Source organism: Pandoraea iniqua, from assembly GCF_902459685.1.
Lineage (GTDB): Bacteria > Pseudomonadota > Gammaproteobacteria > Burkholderiales > Burkholderiaceae > Pandoraea > Pandoraea iniqua.
This window is the reverse complement of the sequence record NZ_CABPSF010000003.1, coordinates 517,000-535,502: the sequence shown is the minus strand read 5'-3', so window position 1 is coordinate 535,502 and position 18,503 is coordinate 517,000. Positions and strand designations below refer to the sequence as shown.

General features: G+C 62.9%; 18 protein-coding genes. 12 read left to right on the top strand and 6 right to left on the bottom strand.

Features of this window, described 5'->3' with window-relative positions; genetic code table 11:
- Positions 1 to 87 precede the first annotated feature (87 nt).
- On the top strand, positions 88 to 981 hold the full coding sequence (locus tag PIN31009_RS13380; RefSeq protein ID WP_150685221.1) for a LysR substrate-binding domain-containing protein: 894 nt from the start codon (positions 88 to 90) through the stop codon (positions 979 to 981).
- A gap of 96 nt (positions 982 to 1,077) precedes the next feature.
- On the opposite strand, the gene PIN31009_RS13375 is transcribed toward PIN31009_RS13380, so the two are convergent.
- The 5 genes from PIN31009_RS13375 to PIN31009_RS13355 form a co-directional block, all read right to left on the bottom strand.
- Positions 1,078 to 1,917, bottom strand: coding sequence for a bifunctional allantoicase/(S)-ureidoglycine aminohydrolase (locus tag PIN31009_RS13375; protein ID WP_087687734.1), 840 nt, complete (start codon positions 1,915 to 1,917; stop codon positions 1,078 to 1,080).
- A 161-nt stretch (positions 1,918 to 2,078) separates the two neighbouring features.
- Positions 2,079 to 3,305: an amidohydrolase family protein gene (locus PIN31009_RS13370; RefSeq protein ID WP_150790572.1), complete on the bottom strand. Its 1,227-nt coding sequence runs from the start codon at positions 3,303 to 3,305 to the stop codon at positions 2,079 to 2,081.
- Between the two features lie 219 nt (positions 3,306 to 3,524).
- A complete protein-coding gene (locus tag PIN31009_RS13365; RefSeq protein WP_150790571.1) occupies positions 3,525 to 4,022 on the bottom strand; it encodes an AidA/PixA family protein in 498 nt (165 codons plus the stop codon).
- Between the two features lie 90 nt (positions 4,023 to 4,112).
- Positions 4,113 to 4,613, bottom strand: a complete 501-nt coding sequence (locus tag PIN31009_RS13360; RefSeq protein ID WP_150790570.1) for an inclusion body family protein — start codon at positions 4,611 to 4,613, stop codon at positions 4,113 to 4,115.
- Between the two features lie 308 nt (positions 4,614 to 4,921).
- Positions 4,922 to 5,572 (bottom strand): GntR family transcriptional regulator, encoded by a 651-nt coding sequence (locus PIN31009_RS13355; RefSeq protein WP_058378488.1) that lies wholly within the window; start codon positions 5,570 to 5,572, stop codon positions 4,922 to 4,924.
- 275 nt (positions 5,573 to 5,847) lie between these two features.
- Between PIN31009_RS13355 and PIN31009_RS13350 the strand changes: the two genes are divergently transcribed.
- The 3 genes from PIN31009_RS13350 to PIN31009_RS13340 all read left to right on the top strand — a co-directional run bounded on the left by PIN31009_RS13350 (position 5,848) and on the right by PIN31009_RS13340 (position 9,504).
- Positions 5,848 to 6,315, top strand: coding sequence for a VOC family protein (locus tag PIN31009_RS13350; protein WP_246185658.1), 468 nt, complete (start codon positions 5,848 to 5,850; stop codon positions 6,313 to 6,315).
- A gap of 246 nt (positions 6,316 to 6,561) precedes the next feature.
- The gene (locus PIN31009_RS13345) at positions 6,562 to 7,611 is read left to right on the top strand and encodes a porin (protein WP_150790569.1); all 1,050 of its coding nucleotides are present in this window, start codon (positions 6,562 to 6,564) and stop codon (positions 7,609 to 7,611) included.
- Positions 7,612 to 7,692: 81 nt separating this feature from the next.
- The gene (locus PIN31009_RS13340) at positions 7,693 to 9,504 is read left to right on the top strand and encodes an LVIVD repeat-containing protein (RefSeq protein WP_150790568.1); all 1,812 of its coding nucleotides are present in this window, start codon (positions 7,693 to 7,695) and stop codon (positions 9,502 to 9,504) included.
- 161 nt (positions 9,505 to 9,665) lie between these two features.
- Here PIN31009_RS13340 and PIN31009_RS13335 read toward each other — a convergent pair whose 3' ends face one another.
- A complete protein-coding gene (locus PIN31009_RS13335) occupies positions 9,666 to 10,655 on the bottom strand; it encodes a 2-hydroxyacid dehydrogenase (RefSeq protein WP_150790567.1) in 990 nt (329 codons plus the stop codon).
- 169 nt (positions 10,656 to 10,824) lie between these two features.
- Between PIN31009_RS13335 and PIN31009_RS13330 the strand changes: the two genes are divergently transcribed.
- The 8 genes from PIN31009_RS13330 to PIN31009_RS13295 all read left to right on the top strand — a co-directional run bounded on the left by PIN31009_RS13330 (position 10,825) and on the right by PIN31009_RS13295 (position 18,386).
- The gene (locus tag PIN31009_RS13330) at positions 10,825 to 11,781 is read left to right on the top strand and encodes a fumarylacetoacetate hydrolase family protein (RefSeq protein ID WP_087687725.1); all 957 of its coding nucleotides are present in this window, start codon (positions 10,825 to 10,827) and stop codon (positions 11,779 to 11,781) included.
- Between the two features lie 37 nt (positions 11,782 to 11,818).
- Positions 11,819 to 12,862 (top strand): ABC transporter substrate-binding protein, encoded by a 1,044-nt coding sequence (locus PIN31009_RS13325; protein WP_150790566.1) that lies wholly within the window; start codon positions 11,819 to 11,821, stop codon positions 12,860 to 12,862.
- A gap of 76 nt (positions 12,863 to 12,938) precedes the next feature.
- Entirely contained in the window at positions 12,939 to 13,484 is a 546-nt protein-coding gene (locus tag PIN31009_RS13320; protein WP_150790565.1) for a VOC family protein, read from the top strand.
- Between the two features lie 28 nt (positions 13,485 to 13,512).
- Positions 13,513 to 14,256 carry an ABC transporter permease gene (locus PIN31009_RS13315; protein ID WP_058378496.1) on the top strand — a complete coding sequence of 248 codons (744 nt, stop codon included), beginning with the start codon at positions 13,513 to 13,515 and terminating at the stop codon, positions 14,254 to 14,256.
- Entirely contained in the window at positions 14,253 to 15,104 is an 852-nt protein-coding gene (locus tag PIN31009_RS13310) for an ABC transporter ATP-binding protein (protein WP_150790564.1), read from the top strand. The genes PIN31009_RS13315 and PIN31009_RS13310 overlap by 4 nt, the downstream gene beginning before the upstream one ends.
- Positions 15,104 to 16,051 carry an alpha/beta hydrolase gene (locus PIN31009_RS13305; RefSeq protein WP_150790563.1) on the top strand — a complete coding sequence of 316 codons (948 nt, stop codon included), beginning with the start codon at positions 15,104 to 15,106 and terminating at the stop codon, positions 16,049 to 16,051. Before PIN31009_RS13310 ends, PIN31009_RS13305 begins: the two co-directional genes overlap by 1 nt.
- 88 nt (positions 16,052 to 16,139) lie before the next feature.
- Positions 16,140 to 17,045 carry a dihydrodipicolinate synthase family protein gene (locus PIN31009_RS13300; RefSeq protein WP_150685232.1) on the top strand — a complete coding sequence of 302 codons (906 nt, stop codon included), beginning with the start codon at positions 16,140 to 16,142 and terminating at the stop codon, positions 17,043 to 17,045.
- A 66-nt stretch (positions 17,046 to 17,111) separates the two neighbouring features.
- Positions 17,112 to 18,386: a porin gene (locus PIN31009_RS13295; RefSeq protein WP_174997153.1), complete on the top strand. Its 1,275-nt coding sequence runs from the start codon at positions 17,112 to 17,114 to the stop codon at positions 18,384 to 18,386.
- The last annotated feature ends 117 nt before the right edge of the window (positions 18,387 to 18,503 follow it).

The window sequence follows — 18,503 nt, the reverse complement described above, 5'->3', positions numbered from 1 at the left end:
CCCGACAACGCCGTGAAACCCCAGTTGTCGGGCACCTGTCGTGCGTGATACAAGATCGACTGCCCATCGATAAATTGAATACTAACCATGGCCGGCAGTGCGAAATCGAATCGACCGCTTTTCGATCTGGATCTGTTGCGCTCCATCATCATGGTGGCTGACTGCGGCAGTTTTACGACGGCTGCCGCGCGGCTGCATTCGACCCAGTCCACCGTCAGTCAGAAGGTGCGACGGCTCGAAGACATGGTCGGACATAAGCTGCTGGATCGCGGCAATCGCGAAGTGCACGCCACCGATGCCGGTGAAATGCTGCTCGGCTACGCGCGTCAGATCCTCGCGCTCAACGACCAGATGTTCGAAGCGCTCTCCGGCGCTGTGGTCGCGGTGACGGTGCGTCTGGGCGTACCCGAGGATTTCGCGACGGGTACAACGACACAAGTACTCGCAGGTTTCAACCGGCAGTATCCGCAGGTCAAACTCGAAGTCACGAGCGGCCTGAGCCGCGATCTGCTCGGCAGTTACGATCACGGTGAACTCGATCTCGTGCTGGTCAAGCAGCGGCGCAACAGCCGGGAATCGGTGGCATGCCGGCCCGAAAAGCTGGCGTGGATCGACAGCGCGACCCATCCCTCGTTTCAACTCGACCCGGTGCCCCTCGTCACGTTTCCGACGCGTGGCCTGTATCGCGACGACATGATCAATGCGCTCGAAGCGATGGGCCGCAACTGGCGCATCAGCTTCACGAGTTCGAGCCTGAGCGGCATTCAGGGGGCCGTTGCCGATGGCATGGGCGTGAGTCTGGTGCCGCCGCGCGCGGTGCTGCCGGGCCATGTTGTGCTGGGGCGTGCGCAGGGGCTGCCGGTGGTCGACACCTTCGAGCTGGCGATCTTTCATCGCCCCACCGCCGACCCGATGGTCAAGGCGCTCGCCAAGGTGCTGGTCGGCATGCTGGAATCGAAAACGCGACCGGCGAAGTCGTGACGTTCCGCATAAAAAAGGCCGGTGCGGCGTGGTGCCGACCGGCCTGACGCGTCGCGATTTGCCACTAATTCGCGACGACACCCTCCTGCATGATCCTTAACGCGGCTGTGCGCCCAGCGTCAGATTCATGTGGCGGTTGACATCCTTGTACAGCAGGTAGCGGAACGGGCCGGGGCCGCCGGCGTAGCAAGCCTGCGGGCAGAACGCGCGCAGCCACATGAAGTCACCGGCTTCCACTTCCACCCAGTCCTGATTCAGACGGTAGACGGCCTTGCCTTCGAGCACATACAGGCCGTGCTCCATCACGTGCGTCTCGGCGAACGGGATCACGCCGCCCGGCTGGAACGTGACGATGTTCACGTGCATGTCGTGGCGCATGTCCTGCATGTCGACGAAACGCGTGGTGACCCAGCGGCCGTCGGTGCCCGGCATGGCAATCGGTTCCACGTCCTGCTCGTTCTTCACGAACGGCTCCGGATACGGCAGACCTTCCACGGCTTGATAGTGCTTGCGAATCCAGTGGAAACGCGCCGTGCTCTGGCTCTGGTTGCGCAGTTGCCAGTCGGTAGCGGGCGGGATGAACGCATAGCCGCCCGGCGTGAGCGTGTTCGCCTTGCCCTGAATCGTCACCGTGATCTCGCCTTCGACGACGAAGAGCACGCCTTCGGCCTTGTCGTCCTGCTCAGGCTTGTCGCTGCCGCCGCCGGCGCCCACTTCCATGATGTATTGCGCGAACGTCTCGGCGAAGCCCGAGAGCGGACGGGCCAGCACCCACAGGCGCGTGTTGTCCCAGAACGGCAGATGGCTCGTCACGATGTCGCGCATCACGCCCTTGGGGATGACGGCATACGCTTCGGTGAACATGGCGCGGTCGGTGAGCAGTTCCGTTTGAGCCGGATGCCCGCCGTGCGGCGCGTAATACGTGGTCTTCGACATTGCTAGTGACTCCTGATAACGCTAGTTTTTCTCCCCATCGCTCGTCTTCGACTGCCTTGGCTACACCCTGCGCCTGGGGGCGCGCGCAGCGTGCTTTACCTCGGCGCGACGAACGCCAACGGTGCCATGGCCTCGCGCAGGCCCGGCACCGCGCATGACAGTCAGGTCGGGGTGGACCCTGCTGTGTCCTTCAACAGGGCGGCGTCCAGCGCAAGCTGCGCCGGGCCACCCCAATAACGTCCGTGGCGAATGACTGCACGTGCGGCCGGTGCCGCGGCAACGGCGGCGGCAGCATTCGGGGCATCGAACACGACGAAGCTCGCTTCACTGCCGACACGAAGGCCGTAGTCGTCCTTGCCGATCACGGCGGCAGCAGCATACGTGCCCATATCGAGTGCGACTTGCAAGTGTTTGTCGGTATAGAAGCCCGAGCGATAGCCGATCAGCATCGCGCGTTGCAGCATGTCGCCGTTGCCGTACGGCCACCAGCTGTCCTGAATATTGTCGTTGCCGGTGAACACCCGCACGCCCGCTTCGCGCAGCCGCAGAATCGGCGGGAAAGCGCGGTCGCCGGGTGCATTGGTCATGATCGAGACACCGGCATCGGCCAGCGCACGGGCGATCACGTCCAGTTCTGCGGGGCCGATATCGCCCAGCCCGTAGGCATGGCTCACCGACACACGGCCTTGCAAGCCTGCCGCCTGCGTCCGGGCGGCGATGCGGTGCAGTTGCGCGAGGCCCGTCTCACCCGGTTCGTGCAAATGAATGTCGATCTTCGTGCCGTGCTTCTCGGCAATGCCGAACACGATGCTCAGTTGCCCTTGGGCGTCGCCGTCGAGCGTGGTCGGATCAATGCCGCCGACCACTTGCACGCCTTCACGAACGGCGGCTTCGAGAACCTCGGCCGTGCCGGGGCAGGTCATGACGCCCGCTTGCGGGAAGGCCACGAGTTCGATGTCGAGCAGGTCGCGCCATTGATCGCGCATCGCCATGATGGCGTGCAGATGCGTGAGGCCCGTGCTGGCGTCAACATCCACGTGGCAGCGCATGGCCACCGTGCCGAACGAGACGCACTGGCGCATGAGCGCATCGGCCCGCTGCGTCATTGGCGCGGCGGCAGCGATTTCCTCTTTTTCTGCGGCCAGCCGGTCGCGCAGCGTGGCGGCCGGACGATGCGGGCGCCAGCTGTCGCCCAGAAAACTTTTGTCGAGGTGGATGTGACCGTCGACGAAGCCGGGCAAGACCAGCTTGCCTTGCAGATCGATGACTTGAGCTCCGCCGGTGTCGGGGGCTTGCGGGCCGACGTACGTGAAGCGTCCGTCGCGCGTGGCGAGGTGGAGGGGACTGCCGTCGGCACCAACGGCGCCGACGAAAACGCGGTGAGTCATGGAGCGGCCTCTATGCTGCCCGGGGCCTCGCTGGCGCTGCCTTCCTTCAGGTTGGCTGGGGTTGGCGCAATAGCGCCGCGGGGTCGCGTGGGGGCGTGAAGTGCGGGGAAAGACTTACAAGATAGCGAACGGACTGCGCATCGACAAATTAAATATCAAAATGCATGCCATTCGATTTCTAAATAGATGAGTGAGGCTCGGAACGCCCGGGCGATGCCCTCAGCCGACAACAATGCTCAGGGGCCATTCGAACGTACCGGCGATTTCCGCGTCGCGATCCGTCACGATGGCTTTAAGCTTCAATTCCACGTTGCCTTCGGCGGCGACGTCGAGTTGCCAGAACGCATCGTGTGCGGGACGCGCTTCACATTCGCCCGGTTCTCCCATCTGCGGCACTTGGACGGTGGCCGCCGGGTTAGTTTGCAGCGTGAGATTCGTCAGCACGTCCTCATTGGCCAACTGCAAGTCGAGCAGTACGGCATGCTCGCCGCGTACGGCGGTCGGCGACCACCTGACGTGTACCTGTTCGCCGGCCGCCGCATTGAGATGAAGTTGCCCGTCGTTGCTTGTCAGTAGCGAGTCCATGCCGGTGCAGAGCGCGTAGCAACAAGCGGGCTCGGATTCCCCGGCGAGCAGCGCGCCGGTATCGATGACGAGCAATACGTTGGTACCGGCGGCGTTTGCCTCGCGCGCGTGGGTTGGCTTGTCTTTGGCCATCGTAGATTCCTTCCCGTGGGGCGTGGGGTCGCGCGATCCACCGTGCGGTGGATCGCCGGCAAATAAGGTTCAGGGGTTCAGTCAGCGCGCTCAGTCGTTACGAATGCTGATGAACGGATCCCATTGATAGCAGCCGCAGAGATTGCCGCTGCGATCCAGAATTTGAAACTGGAAGTGATACGTCACGCGGCCGGTCTTGAGCGTTTCGCAAGACCAGAAGTAGTTCGAGACCTGTTGTTTCTTCGGCTTGGACGGGTCGTCCGGATTGGGCACGGGAATTTTGACTTCGGCCTCGCGCGGCGAGGGATCGGAGATCAACTTGACCTGAGTGCTCACGAATTTGTAGAAGATGCACGACTCTTCGAAGCCCAGCGAGAGCGAATTTTCCCGCCAGCGAATCACGTCGCCGATCCGTGCGGCAACATCGAGCTCGCCGCCGGCTTGGCCGCTGACAACGTTCTTGTGCGTGACGATCATGAACACGTGCTTGGCGTCGATCAACGGCGGATTCGACATGCTGCTGTTCCTGCCATACCGATCGAGAACCGCCTTGGTGTCGATCGCGACGAGTACATCAGTAACTTCAGACATATAAGTCTCCACAAATGGGTAGAGCGAGATGCCGTCAGTCCGAGAGGCGACGGGCACGACGCGCGGCGAAAAGCGATGCCTCGCGTTTCATTTGTGGAAGCTAGAAGGCGGGAAAGGGCGCAACAACCTATCGGCGTTGCACTGCGCTATAACTCATAGGCGACGGTTGCGAGCAGTACGTTGAGAACGTTGGCTTCGCGCGTCGCGGGGTGCGATCCGTCAACAACTACAAAACGGTGGATTGAAACGACGCCGCCCGAGCCGATGCGGCCCGGGCGGGTATTGGTGAAGCGTTTGGAGATGAAGCGTTACGGCTTGCGATTGTGTTGCAACCGATCGAGCACATGAATGCTCAGCCGTGCCGTATGACTGCGCATGGCGTTATACGCGCCCTCGGCGTCGGAGGCGAGCACCGCTTCGACGACTTTATCGTGCTCGTCGAACGACACGGTGAAGCGCTCCTCGACATCCGATTGCGCGGCGCGGAACGGCGCCAGACGTTCGCGATGGCTGTCGATCAGTGCCATTAGCGTCTTGTTCTGCGTGCCGGCGCTCAGCAACTGGTGAAACTCGCGATTGAGCGCGAGGTAACCGGCTTCGTCACCGGCATCCATGCATTGCTTGCTCTGAACGTGGAGCATTTCCAACTGCTTCTTCTGCATGGCGCTCATGCGTTGGGCGCTCAGACGGCAGCACAGCGCGTCGAGTTCGCACATCGCTTCGAGCATGTCGGACAGATCGTCGACGCTGATGCTGGCGACGACCCCGCCCTTATGCGGCGTGAGTTCAATCAGGCCGCGCGCGTTCAGCTCGCGCAGGGCTTCGCGAATGGGCGTGCGCGAGGCCTTGAAACGTTCGGCCAGCACAACTTCTTCCAGCTTCCGTCCTGGCGGCAGGCGACCGTCGATGATCTCGTCGGTCAACTCCCGGCAGATTCGGGCGGCAATGGTTTCGGCCATGGTTAGTTATCTCGCTCCGTGGACGTGCTCTTTTCTTGAATTGGCTCGGATTGTATACATGCGGATTATAAGGGTATTTTTTCCCGAAGTTGTGGCCTGACGCCCCATTCGAAGGGAATGGCTGAAGATTTTGTTGATCGGTATCACGATGTTGTATTCAAAAATGCATTTTGGAATGCAATTCACTGAGATAGTATACATACGAGTTTGCCGGTCCCCGGCAAGCCTCTGTTCGTCACGCACGTGACCTATCGATACGAAGGAGACATTCCATCATGGCCAAACTGCGTCATATCGCGCTTTCCGTACCCGACCCCTGGAAGGCGGCCGAGTTCTATATGCAGGCGTTCGACTTCAAGAAAGTCGGCGAAACCGACTCGTCACTCGCCCGTGGCGTGTACCTGTCCGACGGCGTCATCAACCTCGCGTTGCTCAATTACAAGAACGACGAAGCCGCCGGCGACCGTGGCCGCGAGTTCGTGGGCCTGCATCACATCGGCATCTGGGTCGACGACGTCGAAGCCACGCGCACCAAGATCGAAGCGGCCGGCGGGCGTTACTACATGGGCGAAGTGCCGGTGAAAAGCAACATCTTCTACGAGGTCAAGTTCTTCGACACGAACGGCGTGATCTTCGACGTGACTGCCCATGGCTGGGGCGGTGCATCGAAGGACGGCACGGGCAAAGACGACGCGCCCAAGCTGCGTCACGAGGGTCTGCAAGCCGACCGCAAAGGTCTTTGATCCGCATCGCGCGCCGCCTGAACTGGGGCGCCATCTCCCCGCCGGCCACGGTGTGCCGGCGGCGGACACCGCATATCAGGGGTAACCCGCTATAAAAAAATAGCCCGTTTGTATAAACAAATAGCGGTAGAAATTCAATTTCTTTGCTATGTATAATCATTCGAAAGATTGTATACATACAACGGGCGAGCGGCAGACACCCAACAAGGGGCGCCGCAAATAAAACGAGAATTCTCAGGAGACGGCATGAAGAAGCGAGTGATAGGTGCATTGCTATTGGGCGCAATGCAAGGGGGCGCATACGCGCAATCTTCCGGAGGCGTCACGCTCTCGGGTTTTGTGGACTTGAACATCGAGCAGTTGTGGCAGTCGGGCGCCAATGGCGGCAAGGTCACCCGCATGTCGAGCGGCGGTCTGAACAACTCTCGCTTCAATTTGAGCGGCTTTGAAGAACTGGGCGGCGGTAATCGCGCCTTCTTCACCTACGAGCCGATGTTCTCGGCGAACAACGGCACCCAATCGGCGCAGGCGCGTCAGTCGTTTGTGGGCCTCAAGGGCCCGTGGGGTGAAGTCTCGCTGGGCCGCCAATTCACGCCGTCATACTGGATTGCCGGTTACGCCGACCCGAGCTGGGCGGCCGACTTCAGTATGGTCAACAACATGGAGTTCTTCTACGCGTCGTACCGCGTAGACAACGCCATTTCGTACAACACGCCGCGCTGGAACGGCCTGATGGCGCGCTTCATGGCGACCACGGGCGTGGGCGACACCACGCGTGCCGGGCGCTTCCTGTCGGCCGCTGTCGAGTACCGCAACGGCGGCATCTTCCTCGGCGCGGTGAGCGAGTTGCAATACACCCGCGACATCTACTCGCCGAGCCAGATTCACTCGTCGCGCGACAACTACTTTGCCGCGACCTACAAGTTCGGCAGCATCGAGCCGACCCTGATCTATCACACGTACAACGGCTATTACGCGTACCCGCCGTACGTCGCGTTCAACGTGCGCGGCTGGGACGTACAGGCCGGGGTTCGCTACGCGCTGACCGACCGTCATCGCTTCTACGCGAGCTTTGTCCACCGTCAGGACGACGACAACAAGGCGCTCTCGAACGCCAACGGTTTCGTGATCGGCTACATGTACGGCATGTCCAAGCGCACCACGCTTTACGCGACCTACGCGCACGTGCAGCACAGTAACGACACGACGGTGCATTACCCGGTGACGTTCCAGGTCACGCCCAACGGCAATCAGAATCCGTCGGGTGTGCAACTGGGTATCCGCCACGCATTCTGATCCACGCATTCGATTCACCTGCATCCACGCCGCCGGCATGTGCTGTGCCGGCGAGAAGACTTTGAAACGAAGGAGGAAGACATGTTTCGCAAGCCCACACTCGGCGTATCGCTCACCGCCACGGCGGTACTCGCTGCGCTGACGATGACGCTCGCTGCCCACGCATCGGCACCGGAATCCGCACCTGCTGCGACCAATGCAGCCCCCGCGGCACAAGCCGACGCGCAACCGTCGGGCACGCCCGGCACGCCGAACGTGAAAGACCCGTATCTGGCCGGCTGGCTGCGTCTGACGCCGGACCGCTCGCCCAAGCCGCTCAAGCCCGGCGTCGACTACGGCATGGACCCGGCCACCGGCAAGTACATCTGGCCGAAGGCCACGCCCGAAGTGCACACCGGTCAGAAATTCCCGGGTGAACTACCGTACTGGGACAAGAAGAGCTACACCAAGAACGTGAAGGTGCTCGCCTTCTACCCGGGTGTGGATTCGCCGTTCCATGCGTGGAACAACATCGCCGACTTCAACGGCAAGCGCTATCTGTACATCCACGACCGCGACTACCTGCGCATCATGGACGTGACTGATCCGGCCAACGGCAAGGTCGTGTATTCGAAGGGTGGCGTGTGGGGCCCGAAGGGTTCGAGCGAGAAGTTCGACCCGAACAACGTGCACGACTATCTGGGCGGCGCGACCATCGTCTGGAACAAGAAGCTCGGCAAGCCGATTCTCGTGGCGTCGTTCGAAATCGGCCGCTACGGCCTGATGACCGACAAGTCGAAGCAGCCGGACAAGGTTGCCGCACAGCGCAATTACAACGATCTGAAGGGCTTCAAGGTCTTCGAGATGAACGGCCCGCTGCCGTCCGACTGGAAGCTGATCGCCACGCGCACCACCGACTACACGCGTCCGAATGCCCCGGTGGGCGAACAACGCGGTTCGGGCTCGCTCGATTCGCCGGAGTTCTACGGCGGCAAGTACATGATTCTGTCGGCAGCACCTGACGACAGCTACGCGCTCTCCGAATACCCGAACTATCTGTATTCGCCGGGTTATCAGGTGTGGGACATGTCGGACCCGGCCAACCCGAAGTTCGTCTCGCAGATTTCGGTGCCCGGCCAGATCCTCGGCAACGCCGAGCATGAGCAGGCGTATCTCCAGAACGCGCGCGCAGGCAATCGCACGTCGTGGATGGGTTCGCGTATGCCGATCTTCCTGCCCAAACCGCTGGAACAGGGCGGCAAGGTGGGCTTCGGCGCGATGGGCGGGCTGGGCCTGTGGTCGTTCGATCTCGCCGATCCGGCGCATCCGAAGGTACTCGGCAACGTGAATACGGCGCCGAGCTTCGCGGGCACCGAATACGACAACGCGGACGTCAGCCAGTACGAGCGCACCGGTTACGTGCTCACGAGCGGCTACCCGATGAACCGCGATTGCTATGAGCCGTACAAAGACATCTTTGTCGTCGACGCGCGTAACCCCGCCAAGATGAAGGTCGCGGCCAAGCTGCCGGAGCCGGAAGTGCCCGAAGGCGCACCGTTCACCAGCTTCTGCCAGCGCGGCGGTAACTACGGTCCGAAGCGTTCGAACTCCATCGGGCAACCGGGGACGTGGCGTCAGGGCATCGTGCCGTACTCGTTCTATAGCGCAGGCGTGCAGATCTTCGACGTGAAGGACCCGGCCAAGCCGACCATCGCAGGCTACTTCGTGCCGGGACTGGCCGATGAAACCGAGCTGCCTGTGTACACGTTGGGCAAGGGCGTGTTTGCGATGTACACCGAGTACGACCGCAACATCATGTGGGCTTTCACCGAGAACGGCGCGTATGCACTGTCGAGCCCGCTGCTGGGTGAGCCGGTCATGGGCGCACCGGCCAAACCTTGGCCGGCACGGTAAGCGCAGTTTGTTTGAACTGGTGTGATTTGGCGCGACGCTGCGGCACGCGCTGGCAAAGACTGCCAATGCGTGCCGCCGCCGCTGACGACTTCACAGGACCTCCAAGGTGAAGTGTTGAGGCGGGCAACCTCCGATGGTCTCCCGGTTGCCCGCTTCTTTTTTTATCTGGACGTTTTGTTATCGCGCACGGCATTCACCGCAGCGGGCAGCGGCAGGCCAGCGAGATGGGCGCGCACGTTGCCCAGCAAGACATCGATCTGGGCTTGCAACGCCGCAGGTGAGCGGCCCGAGATATGGGGCGTGAGCACCACGTTCTCGAGCATACGCAGTGCCGATGGCACCTCGGGTTCGGTCTCGTAGACGTCGAGCGCGGCACCGGCGATGAGGCCGTCGCACAGCGCTTCGATCAGCGCCACGGTATCGACCACGCTGCCACGTGCCACGTTCACCAGAAAGCCCTTGGGGCCGAGTTGCGCCAGCACCTCGGTGCTGACCAGATGATGCGTGGCGGGGCCACCGGGGCAGGCCAGCACGAGGAAGTCGCTGTCGCGGGCCAGTTCACCGACGTTGGCGTAGTGCTGCCATGCGTGGCTTGGGCCGTCCGTGCGTGGCGTGCGGGTGTGATAGCCGATCGACATGCCGAAGCCTGCCGCGCGCTGTGCGATTGCCTGACCGATGTTGCCGAGGCCGACGATGCCGAGTCGCGCGCCGTTGAGCGTCGGACGGGGCGCGCGATGCGACTCCCAGCCACCGGCCTTCACTGCGCGGTCGAGCGTCACGAGGCCGCGCGACACGGCGAGCATCAGGGCCAAGGCGTGATCGGCCACCGTCTCACCGTTGGTGTTGGGCGCATGGCCGACGGTGATGCCGCGTTCGGCGGCGGCGACGACGTCGATGTTTTCGAACCCTGCGCCGAAAGCGCAAACGAGTTCGAGCTGCGGCAGCGCCTGCATCTGTGCGCCCGAGAGTCCGGTCGTGCCGTTGGTGAGCACCAGACGCGCCGAGGCGATGGCAGCGCGATCGGTGGCATCGGTGGCATCGGCCAGCGCACGCGCGTTCACGTCGTGCAATCGCACGCCGGCGGCCAGCAGTTGTGCGCGTGCCTGTGGGGCCAGTGCGATGAGATTGAGCATCAGGGGAGCGTCGTTCATGGGTGCCTTATTCACTGGTTAATCGCTACGTTAGGAAGGATTGAAAAATAAAATACAAATCAATTGCCATGTATACATATGCTATGTATTGTATGTTCATAGAGCAATCAAAAAGACAACCGATGCGCGTAAGCGACATCGAATTTCAGTAAAGAGATAGGAGGAAGGTGTGACCTGGTTTGGTATCGCAACTTATGAATCGCTGGCACCGGGAGCCGGTGCCGATCGCCGTACGGCACTGGTGCAACATGGCCGCCTGTACGATCTGGAAGCCGTGCTGCGCCACACGGGCGCAGGCAACGACGACGGCGCACTGGCGGCGCAGAATCTGACGGCGCTGCTCTCCGACTGGTATGTGCATGGCGAGACCGTGATGACGGCCGTGCGTCAGGCGCTGGATGCTGGCGTGGTGAACAAGGTCAGCGCGCTGGAGACCAGCCAATACCGCCTGTGCGTGCCGTATCAGCCGGGCCGGATCTTCGCCACGGCATCGAATTTCTACGAGCATGCGGCCGAAATGGGCACCAAGCTCGCGCCGCGCAGCGAAAGCTCGCCGTACATGTTCATGAAAGCCGAGACCAGCGTGACGGCCACCAACACCGACGTGGTGCTGCCGCCCAATGCCGAGCGTGTCGACTGGGAGGTCGAACTGGCCGTGGTGATTGGCCGTCCGGGCCGCCACGTACCGGTGGAACAGGCTCACGAATGGATCGCGGGCTACACGGTGATCAACGACGTGAGCGCACGAGATCTCAACCGCCGCACCGACTATCCGTTTACGCACGACTGGTTTCGCGGCAAGAGTTTCGATACCTTCGCTCCTCTGGGGCCGTGGTTTGTGCCGCGCGATGTCATTCGCGACCCCCAGAACCTGCGCATGACGCTGTCGGTCAACGGCGAGTCGATGCAGGACGACACGACGGCAGGGATGATCTTCAACATTGCGGAGCAGATCGCTTACCTGTCCGGCATCCTCACGCTCAAGCCCGGCGACCTGATCGCCACGGGCACGCCGACCGGCGTGGGCATGGGGCGTGGCGTGTATCTCAAGGCGGGTGACGTCATGGTGGCGGGCATCGAGGGCATTGGCGCCATCGAGAACCGCGTCGTGGCACAGCGCAAATAACAAAGGCCGCTAGAGCGGCGGCCATGAGGAGGCAGTAATGCAGCAGTGGCAGTGGGCAAAGCGTTGGTGGACGGCGCTGGCGTGCGTTGGATCCATCGGAACCATCGGAACCATCGGCGCAGTGGGCGCTGGCGCCCTGTGGGCGACGCCGGTCGCCGCGCAGGAGAAAGTGAAGTTCAACCTCTCATGGCTGCCGCAGGGCAGTACCGGCGGCGTGCTGGTCGCTATCAACAAGGGCTTTTACCGCGAGGCTGGGCTCGATGTTTCGGCCATCGCCGGTCACGGTGGACAGCGCACCGTCAACGAAGTCGATCAGGGACTGTTCGATTTTGGCTATGGCGACCCCATCAGCGTGATGCTCAATCGCGCGCAGGGCGGCAAGACGGTGATGGTCGGTTCGGTCAACGTGGCTTGGCCCGGGGCGATCTGCTACCTCGTCAAACCCGGCCGCACGATTACCAAACCGGCCGACCTCAAGGGCCTGACGATGGGCGGCGGCGGGGCATCGCCGCTGCAAAACATCGTACCGGCATGGTTGAAGGCCAATGGCTTGCCGCCGACGTCGGTTAAGCTGCTGCGCCTCGATCCGTCGACCATCAACCCGTCGTTCCTGCAAGGCCGAATCGACCTGACCGAGTGCTGGGAAGGGGCGAACCTGCCGGTGCTGCGCTCGCTGGCTGCCAAACAGGGCCGCGAGATCGGCATGCTGCGCTATCGCGACTTCGGTCTCGACATGGTCGGCAACGGCCTCGTGACGACCGAAAAGATGATTGCGCAGAAGCCCGACGTGGTGCGCCGCTTCGTGCAGGCGACGTATCGCGGCTACGCGTGGCTGCGTGAGCACCCGGAAGAGTCGGCCGGCATCATCGCGTCGCAATACCCGATGCTCGACAAGCAGGTCATGTTGGAACAGGTCAAGCAGATCAACGGCTTGGGCAGCGATGCGGAAACCAAGGGCCACAAGCCCGGTTGGGTGCCGGTGCCGCGCATGGAGGCCACCGCGAAGTTCGTGCGCGATGCTTTCAATTTGCCGCCTACGTTGAAGGCCACCGACATCTACACCAATCAGTTTGTCGAGTGAGGCGCCGCAGCAAGCCTCTCGTAACACCGTAATACCCTTCGCAAGCCCCCGATTAGAAGCAAAGCAAGGAGTGGAGATGACAAGCCTCAAACCCAAGCGTCTCGGCCATCTGGTGCTGGTCGTGCGCGATATCCAGAAGTCGGTGAAGTTCTACACCGAAGTGCTGGGCCTGACCGTGTCCGACTGGATCGACGATCAGATGGTCTTTCTGCGTGCCGGCAGCGACCACCACGATCTGGCGCTCTCGCAGATTCCGAAGAACTCGCCCGATATCGATGACCTGCCACGCTACAGCCGCCCGGGCATGGAGCACTTCTCGTACCTCGTCGATAGTGTGGAAGAGATGGAGAAAGCCGTCGACGTGCTGCGCGCGCATAACGTCGAGATCGTGCGCGGCATCGGCCGCCACGGCCCGGGCGCGAACTACTTCCTCGTGTTCAAGGACCCGGACGGCAACAACGTCGAGCTGTACTGCGAGATGACCCAGATCGACGCCGAGCATCCGTACGAAGCGAAGGTGTGGGAGCGCAATATCGAGAGCTTCGACCGGTTCCGCTTCGAGCGTTTCGTGGTGCCGCCCCCGCCGGGGATGGTCAAGGATAAGTCGGGCGGCAAGTCGTAACGCGCCGGCAATCTGGAGGAGACATCACATGAAACGCATCGCACAGACGATCGTATTTTGGGGCGTACTGCTCGCCCTGTGGGAACTGGCCGTGTCGTACTTCAAGGTGCAGTCGTACCTGATGCCGCCACCGTCGGCGATCTTTCGCGCCGCTTGGGAAATCCATCCGCAGATGCTGGCCGATACGTGGGTCACAACCGTCGAAGTGCTGACCGGTTTCGTGGCGGCGGTGGCGGGCGGCCTGCTGATCGGCGTGGTCATCAGCTACAGCGCCTTCGCGCGCCGCACGCTTTACCCGCTCGTCACGGCGCTGCAAAGCATGCCGAAGATCGCGCTCGCGCCGCTCATGATCGTGTGGTTCGGCTACGGCTTCGCGTCCAAGCTGGCGTCCACGTTCCTGTTCGCTTTCTTCCCGGTGGTGGTCGCCACCATGGGCGGTCTGGCCTCGGTGGCGCGCAACCTCGACGAGCACTTTCGCGCACTCGGCGCCAGCCCGTGGGACACCTTCTGGCGGCTGTACCTGCCGGCGGCGCTGCCCGCGTTTGCGGACGGTCTCAAGATCGCCATGCCGCTCGCGGTGATCGGCGCCATCGTCGGTGAGTTCATCGGCTCGGAAGAAGGGCTGGGGCATCTGATCGTGTTCGCCTCGGCGGCGGCCCGTACCGATGTGATGTTCGCGGCGATCCTGATGGTCACGCTGCTGGCCGTGGTGCTGTACTGGGTGATCGAGCGTCTGGCACGCATGGTCTGGTGGCGAGGAATCAACGTATGAATACCGTGACGAAACTGCACACGGCGGCGCAGGCCGCCCCTTCGGCGGATGCCGGTCGCGCACCGGCCGCCCAAGCCGACGACGCGATGATCGAGATTCGCCACATCGACAAGACCTTCGCGGGCAAGGCGCGCAAGGCGGCGCCGGTCCGGATTCTCGACGACGTGTCGCTGTCGATCGCCGATCAGGAGTTCGTGTCGATTCTCGGTGCGAGCGGCTGCGGCAAGAGCACACTGCTGCGCATTGTCGCGGGGCTGGTGCCGCACGACGGCGGCGAGATTCGCGTGGCGGGGCAGCGCGTGTCGCGCCCGGTGCCGGAGATCGGCGTGGTGTTCCAGACGAGCAACATGCTGCCGTGGCTGACCGTGCGGCAGAACCTGTTGCTTGGCACGAGCCTGCGCAAGATTCCGAAGGAGAAGAGCGAGCCGCGCGTGGCCGCGTTGCTGGAAATGCTCGGCCTGTCGCAATTCGCCGATCACCATCCGCACGAACTGTCGGGCGGTATGCGCCAGCGCGCGTCGATCGGCCAGATTCTCGCGTTGGAGCCGAAGGTTCTGCTGATGGACGAGCCGTTCGGCGCGCTCGACGCGCTCACGCGCGACAACCTCAACGTCGAGCTGCTGCGCATCTGGCAGGAGCATCGGCAGACGGTGCTGCTGGTCACGCACAGCATCGAAGAGGCGGTTTTCCTGTCGGATCGCGTCATCGTGATGTCGGCGCGTCCCGGCAAGATCGTCGAGGAAGTGACGATCGACCTGCCGCGTCCTCGCGCCCCGCAGACGATCAAGCAGCACCCGCGCTACGCCGGCTACATCGCGCAGCTCTCGCAATTGATGGGAGTCTACTGATGTCGCAGGTAACGCCCCCGGTGGCCGACTGGCAGATCGCGCGTGAGGTGATGCGCGCGCTCGGACCTGTCTGGTCGAACGACATTGCTGCCGGCCGCCGTGCGGTGCTCGACGCCTACACGCCGCTGCTTGCCAAGGCCGATGCTGCGGCGACTGACCGCTACGAGGTCGTGCGCGATTTGGCGTACGGCTCGCACGCCCGTCACCGGCTCGACGTGTATCGGCCGAACCCGTTGCCCGACGCGCCGATGCCGGTCGTCGTCTTCGTGCACGGCGGCGGGTTCGTGCGTGGGGACATGAATGCCAACGCGCAGATCTATGGCAACGTGCCGCGCTATTTCGCGCGTCATGGCTGTCTGGCGGTGAATGTGGAATACCGGCTGGCGCCGGAAGCCGCCTTCCCGGGCGGCGCTCAGGATGTGGCCGACGCCATGCGCTGGGTGCGTCGGCACCTCGGCGAGTACGCGGGGGCAGCGGGTGCCGATATGTCGCGCATTCTGCTCATCGGTCATTCGGCGGGTGGCTCGCACGTCGCTAGCTATCTGTGCGACCCGCGTTTGCGTCCGGCCCAACCGGAAGTGGCGGGCGCGGTGTTGATCAGTGCGCGCCTGCGTGCCGATGTGTTGCCCGACAACCCGAATGCGCCGGGCGTGGTGGCGTACTACGGCGCTGACGCAGCGCGTCATGAGGCGGACGCGCCCATGGCTCATGCCGATGCGTTGCCGGTGCCCGCGATGGTCGTTGTCGCGGAGTTCGAGAATCCCCATCTCGAAACCTACGCGCTCGAGTTTTGCCATCGACTGTCGCAACGTGACAAGCGCGCACCGCGGTTTGTTCAGGTGCGCGATCACAACCACACGTCGGTCGTTGCTCACATCGATACGGGGGACGACGCCCTCGGTCGCGAAATTCTGCAATTCCTGCACGAACTCAACCCATCGCCTTGATGCGGTCCGCGCCTGCCTGATGTGATGAAAAGCGGTAGCAAGCACACAGGCAGCGCAACACCTCTCTCCCTACCTCCAAGGAACTGTCATGGTCGATCAAGCATTGACCGGGGCGTTTGCGCCCGTCGTCACGCCGTTTCACGCGGATCTGACGCCGGATGCCCCCCGTTTTCTCGCGCATTGCGCATGGTTGCTGTCTCACGGCGTCGGGCTCGCCCCGTTCGGCACGAACAGCGAAGCGAACTCATTGGGCACGCAAGAGCGCATGGCCTTGCTCGATCATCTGATCGATGCGGGGCTCGACGCACGACGCATGCTGCCGGGCACCGGCTGCTGTGCGCTGCCGGAAACCGTGGCGCTGACGCGTCATGCCGTGGCGCGCGGTTGCGCCGGCGTGCTGATGTTGCCGCCGTTCTTCTACAAGGGCATTACCGACGACGGCTTGTACAGCTACTACGCGCGTGTCATCGATGCCGTGGCCGACGACCGTTTGCGGCTGTACCTGTATCACATCCCCGCACTGTCGGGCGTGCCGATCACGCTGCCGGTCATCGAGCGTCTGATTCGCGATTTCCCGAGCACCGTCGTCGGCATCAAGGACAGCTCGGGCGACTGGCAGAACCTGAGCGCGATGCTCGATGCCTTCCCGGGCTTCGGCATTTTCCCCGCGTCGGAGTCGCTGGTTTCGCGTGCTTCGGCGAAAGGGGCGAAGGGCTGCATCTCGGCAACGGTCAACATCAATCCGGCCGTCATCGGTCAGCTGTGCCGCGAATGGTCCGGCGACAACGGCCCGGCATTGCAGGCGCAAGCCGATGCCGTGCGCAGCGTGGTGCAATCGTTCCCGATGATTCCGGCGCTCAAAGCCGTGCTCGCGTCGCAGCGCGACGATGCCGCATGGGCCCAACTGCGCCCGCCGCTCTCGCCGTTGAGCGACACCCAACACGCGGCCTTGCACGCGCAATTGGCGGCGTGCGGTTTCGCGTTGCCGGGCTGACCGGCGATGCGCGGCGCGTTGCGGTTTTCTCAAAGGCCGGGCCGGCAGTTGACGCGGCGGCAGGCTATGGCCGGGCACGCGGGAGCGCGTGTGCTGGGTGTCGTGCTCGGCATGAGCGTGTATGAGATGTCGCACGCGCAGGTGCAGATTTACGGGCTTCTCACGCCTATGACCGATGGGGTCAGCGTGAGCGGGCGCCATGTGCCCGCCGGGACACCGCGTCCGACACAAGCGCCGGCGGGCGCCATCAATGTCGGCGAGGCGACCAGCACTCGCATGATGTCGAGCATTTCGTACTTCGGCATGCGCGGCAAGGAAGACCTTGGCGATGGGTATTCGGCGATCTGGCAGATTGAAACACCGGTCGCCATCGATGGCAAAGCGGCGGGTGTCTCCATCGCGGGTCGCAATACGAACGTGGGGCTGGCGGGGCCGTTCGGTACGGCGTTTCTCGGCAACTGGGATACGCCATATCAATGGTCCACGCTGTCGGTCGGCTCGCCCGTGCGCAATCCGTACACGGGCGATCTGAGCACGATTCTGAGCAACCCCGGGTTCAACGTGCCCAATACGACCACGCAATCCGGGCGCGTGAATGGCGCGGCCGATGCGACGTTCAACCGTCGACAGGGCAACAGCATTCAGTACTGGACGCCCGATTGGGCCGGCCTGCATTTGCGGTTTTCGTATTCGCCGTCGCAGGGCAAGGTGGCGACGCCAGCAGGCGATATCTCGCCGCAGGTGTTCGGCGCGGGTCTCGAATACCTGAATGGTCCGCTGCGTGTGCGCTACGCCTATGAACTGCACAAGGACTATTTCGGGCTGGCATGGCTGGGTGCGCCGGCATCGGGCAATCCGTCCAACGCGGGTTCACGCGCGACGGGCTCGACCGACGACGCGCACAAGGTGCTCATCACGTTCACCTATGCGGGGACGAAATGGGTGGCTGGATGGGACCGCCTCACGTATCGCACCGACGACGGCACCATCGGCAACCTGAATCGCTACCGGCGCGATGCGGTCTACGCGATGGTGCAGCACTGGTTCGGCGGCGGCCAGCATTCCGTCTGGATCGGCGGGGGCTATGCGATGGACGGCGCGTGCTCGCGCAGCGGTGGCGGGGCGTGCAGTACCGACGGGTTGGGGGCCACCCAAATGAATCTGGGCTATCGCTACGACTTTTCGCGTCGTACCGACGTGTATGTGGCGTATTACCAAGTGATCAACCGCGCGTGGGGCAGCTACGGATTCTCGCCGCGGCCGATCTCCGGCAACGGCGGCAATGCACCGCCGGGCACGCATTATCGCGGCATAGGCGTGGGTATCGAGCACAGTTTCTGATGGCGAAGTTTCATCCACGAAAACCACGGCGCTCAGCTATTCCCAAACCCCATACCCGCCGATGATTTCTTGATTGTACATAGCGAAAACGGCTGACTAGACTTGCCAGCACGGTAG

Excerpts from the sequence above, each read along its gene's own strand:
- PIN31009_RS13380 (WP_150685221.1), top strand. The coding sequence starts at position 88 with ATGGCCGGCAGTGCGAAATCGAATCGACCGCTTTTCGATCTGGATCTG.
- PIN31009_RS13375 (WP_087687734.1), bottom strand. The coding sequence starts at position 1,917 with ATGTCGAAGACCACGTATTACGCGCCGCACGGCGGGCATCCGGCTCAA.
- PIN31009_RS13370 (WP_150790572.1), bottom strand. The coding sequence starts at position 3,305 with ATGACTCACCGCGTTTTCGTCGGCGCCGTTGGTGCCGACGGCAGTCCC.
- PIN31009_RS13365 (WP_150790571.1), bottom strand. The coding sequence starts at position 4,022 with ATGGCCAAAGACAAGCCAACCCACGCGCGCGAGGCAAACGCCGCCGGT.
- PIN31009_RS13360 (WP_150790570.1), bottom strand. The coding sequence starts at position 4,613 with ATGTCTGAAGTTACTGATGTACTCGTCGCGATCGACACCAAGGCGGTT.
- PIN31009_RS13355 (WP_058378488.1), bottom strand. The coding sequence starts at position 5,572 with ATGGCCGAAACCATTGCCGCCCGAATCTGCCGGGAGTTGACCGACGAG.
- PIN31009_RS13350 (WP_246185658.1), top strand. The coding sequence starts at position 5,848 with ATGGCCAAACTGCGTCATATCGCGCTTTCCGTACCCGACCCCTGGAAG.
- PIN31009_RS13345 (WP_150790569.1), top strand. The coding sequence starts at position 6,562 with ATGAAGAAGCGAGTGATAGGTGCATTGCTATTGGGCGCAATGCAAGGG.
- PIN31009_RS13340 (WP_150790568.1), top strand. The coding sequence starts at position 7,693 with ATGTTTCGCAAGCCCACACTCGGCGTATCGCTCACCGCCACGGCGGTA.
- PIN31009_RS13335 (WP_150790567.1), bottom strand. The coding sequence starts at position 10,655 with ATGAACGACGCTCCCCTGATGCTCAATCTCATCGCACTGGCCCCACAG.
- PIN31009_RS13325 (WP_150790566.1), top strand. The coding sequence starts at position 11,819 with ATGCAGCAGTGGCAGTGGGCAAAGCGTTGGTGGACGGCGCTGGCGTGC.
- PIN31009_RS13320 (WP_150790565.1), top strand. The coding sequence starts at position 12,939 with ATGACAAGCCTCAAACCCAAGCGTCTCGGCCATCTGGTGCTGGTCGTG.
- PIN31009_RS13315 (WP_058378496.1), top strand. The coding sequence starts at position 13,513 with ATGAAACGCATCGCACAGACGATCGTATTTTGGGGCGTACTGCTCGCC.
- PIN31009_RS13310 (WP_150790564.1), top strand. The coding sequence starts at position 14,253 with ATGAATACCGTGACGAAACTGCACACGGCGGCGCAGGCCGCCCCTTCG.
- PIN31009_RS13305 (WP_150790563.1), top strand. The coding sequence starts at position 15,104 with ATGTCGCAGGTAACGCCCCCGGTGGCCGACTGGCAGATCGCGCGTGAG.
- PIN31009_RS13300 (WP_150685232.1), top strand. The coding sequence starts at position 16,140 with ATGGTCGATCAAGCATTGACCGGGGCGTTTGCGCCCGTCGTCACGCCG.
- PIN31009_RS13295 (WP_174997153.1), top strand. The coding sequence starts at position 17,112 with ATGGCCGGGCACGCGGGAGCGCGTGTGCTGGGTGTCGTGCTCGGCATG.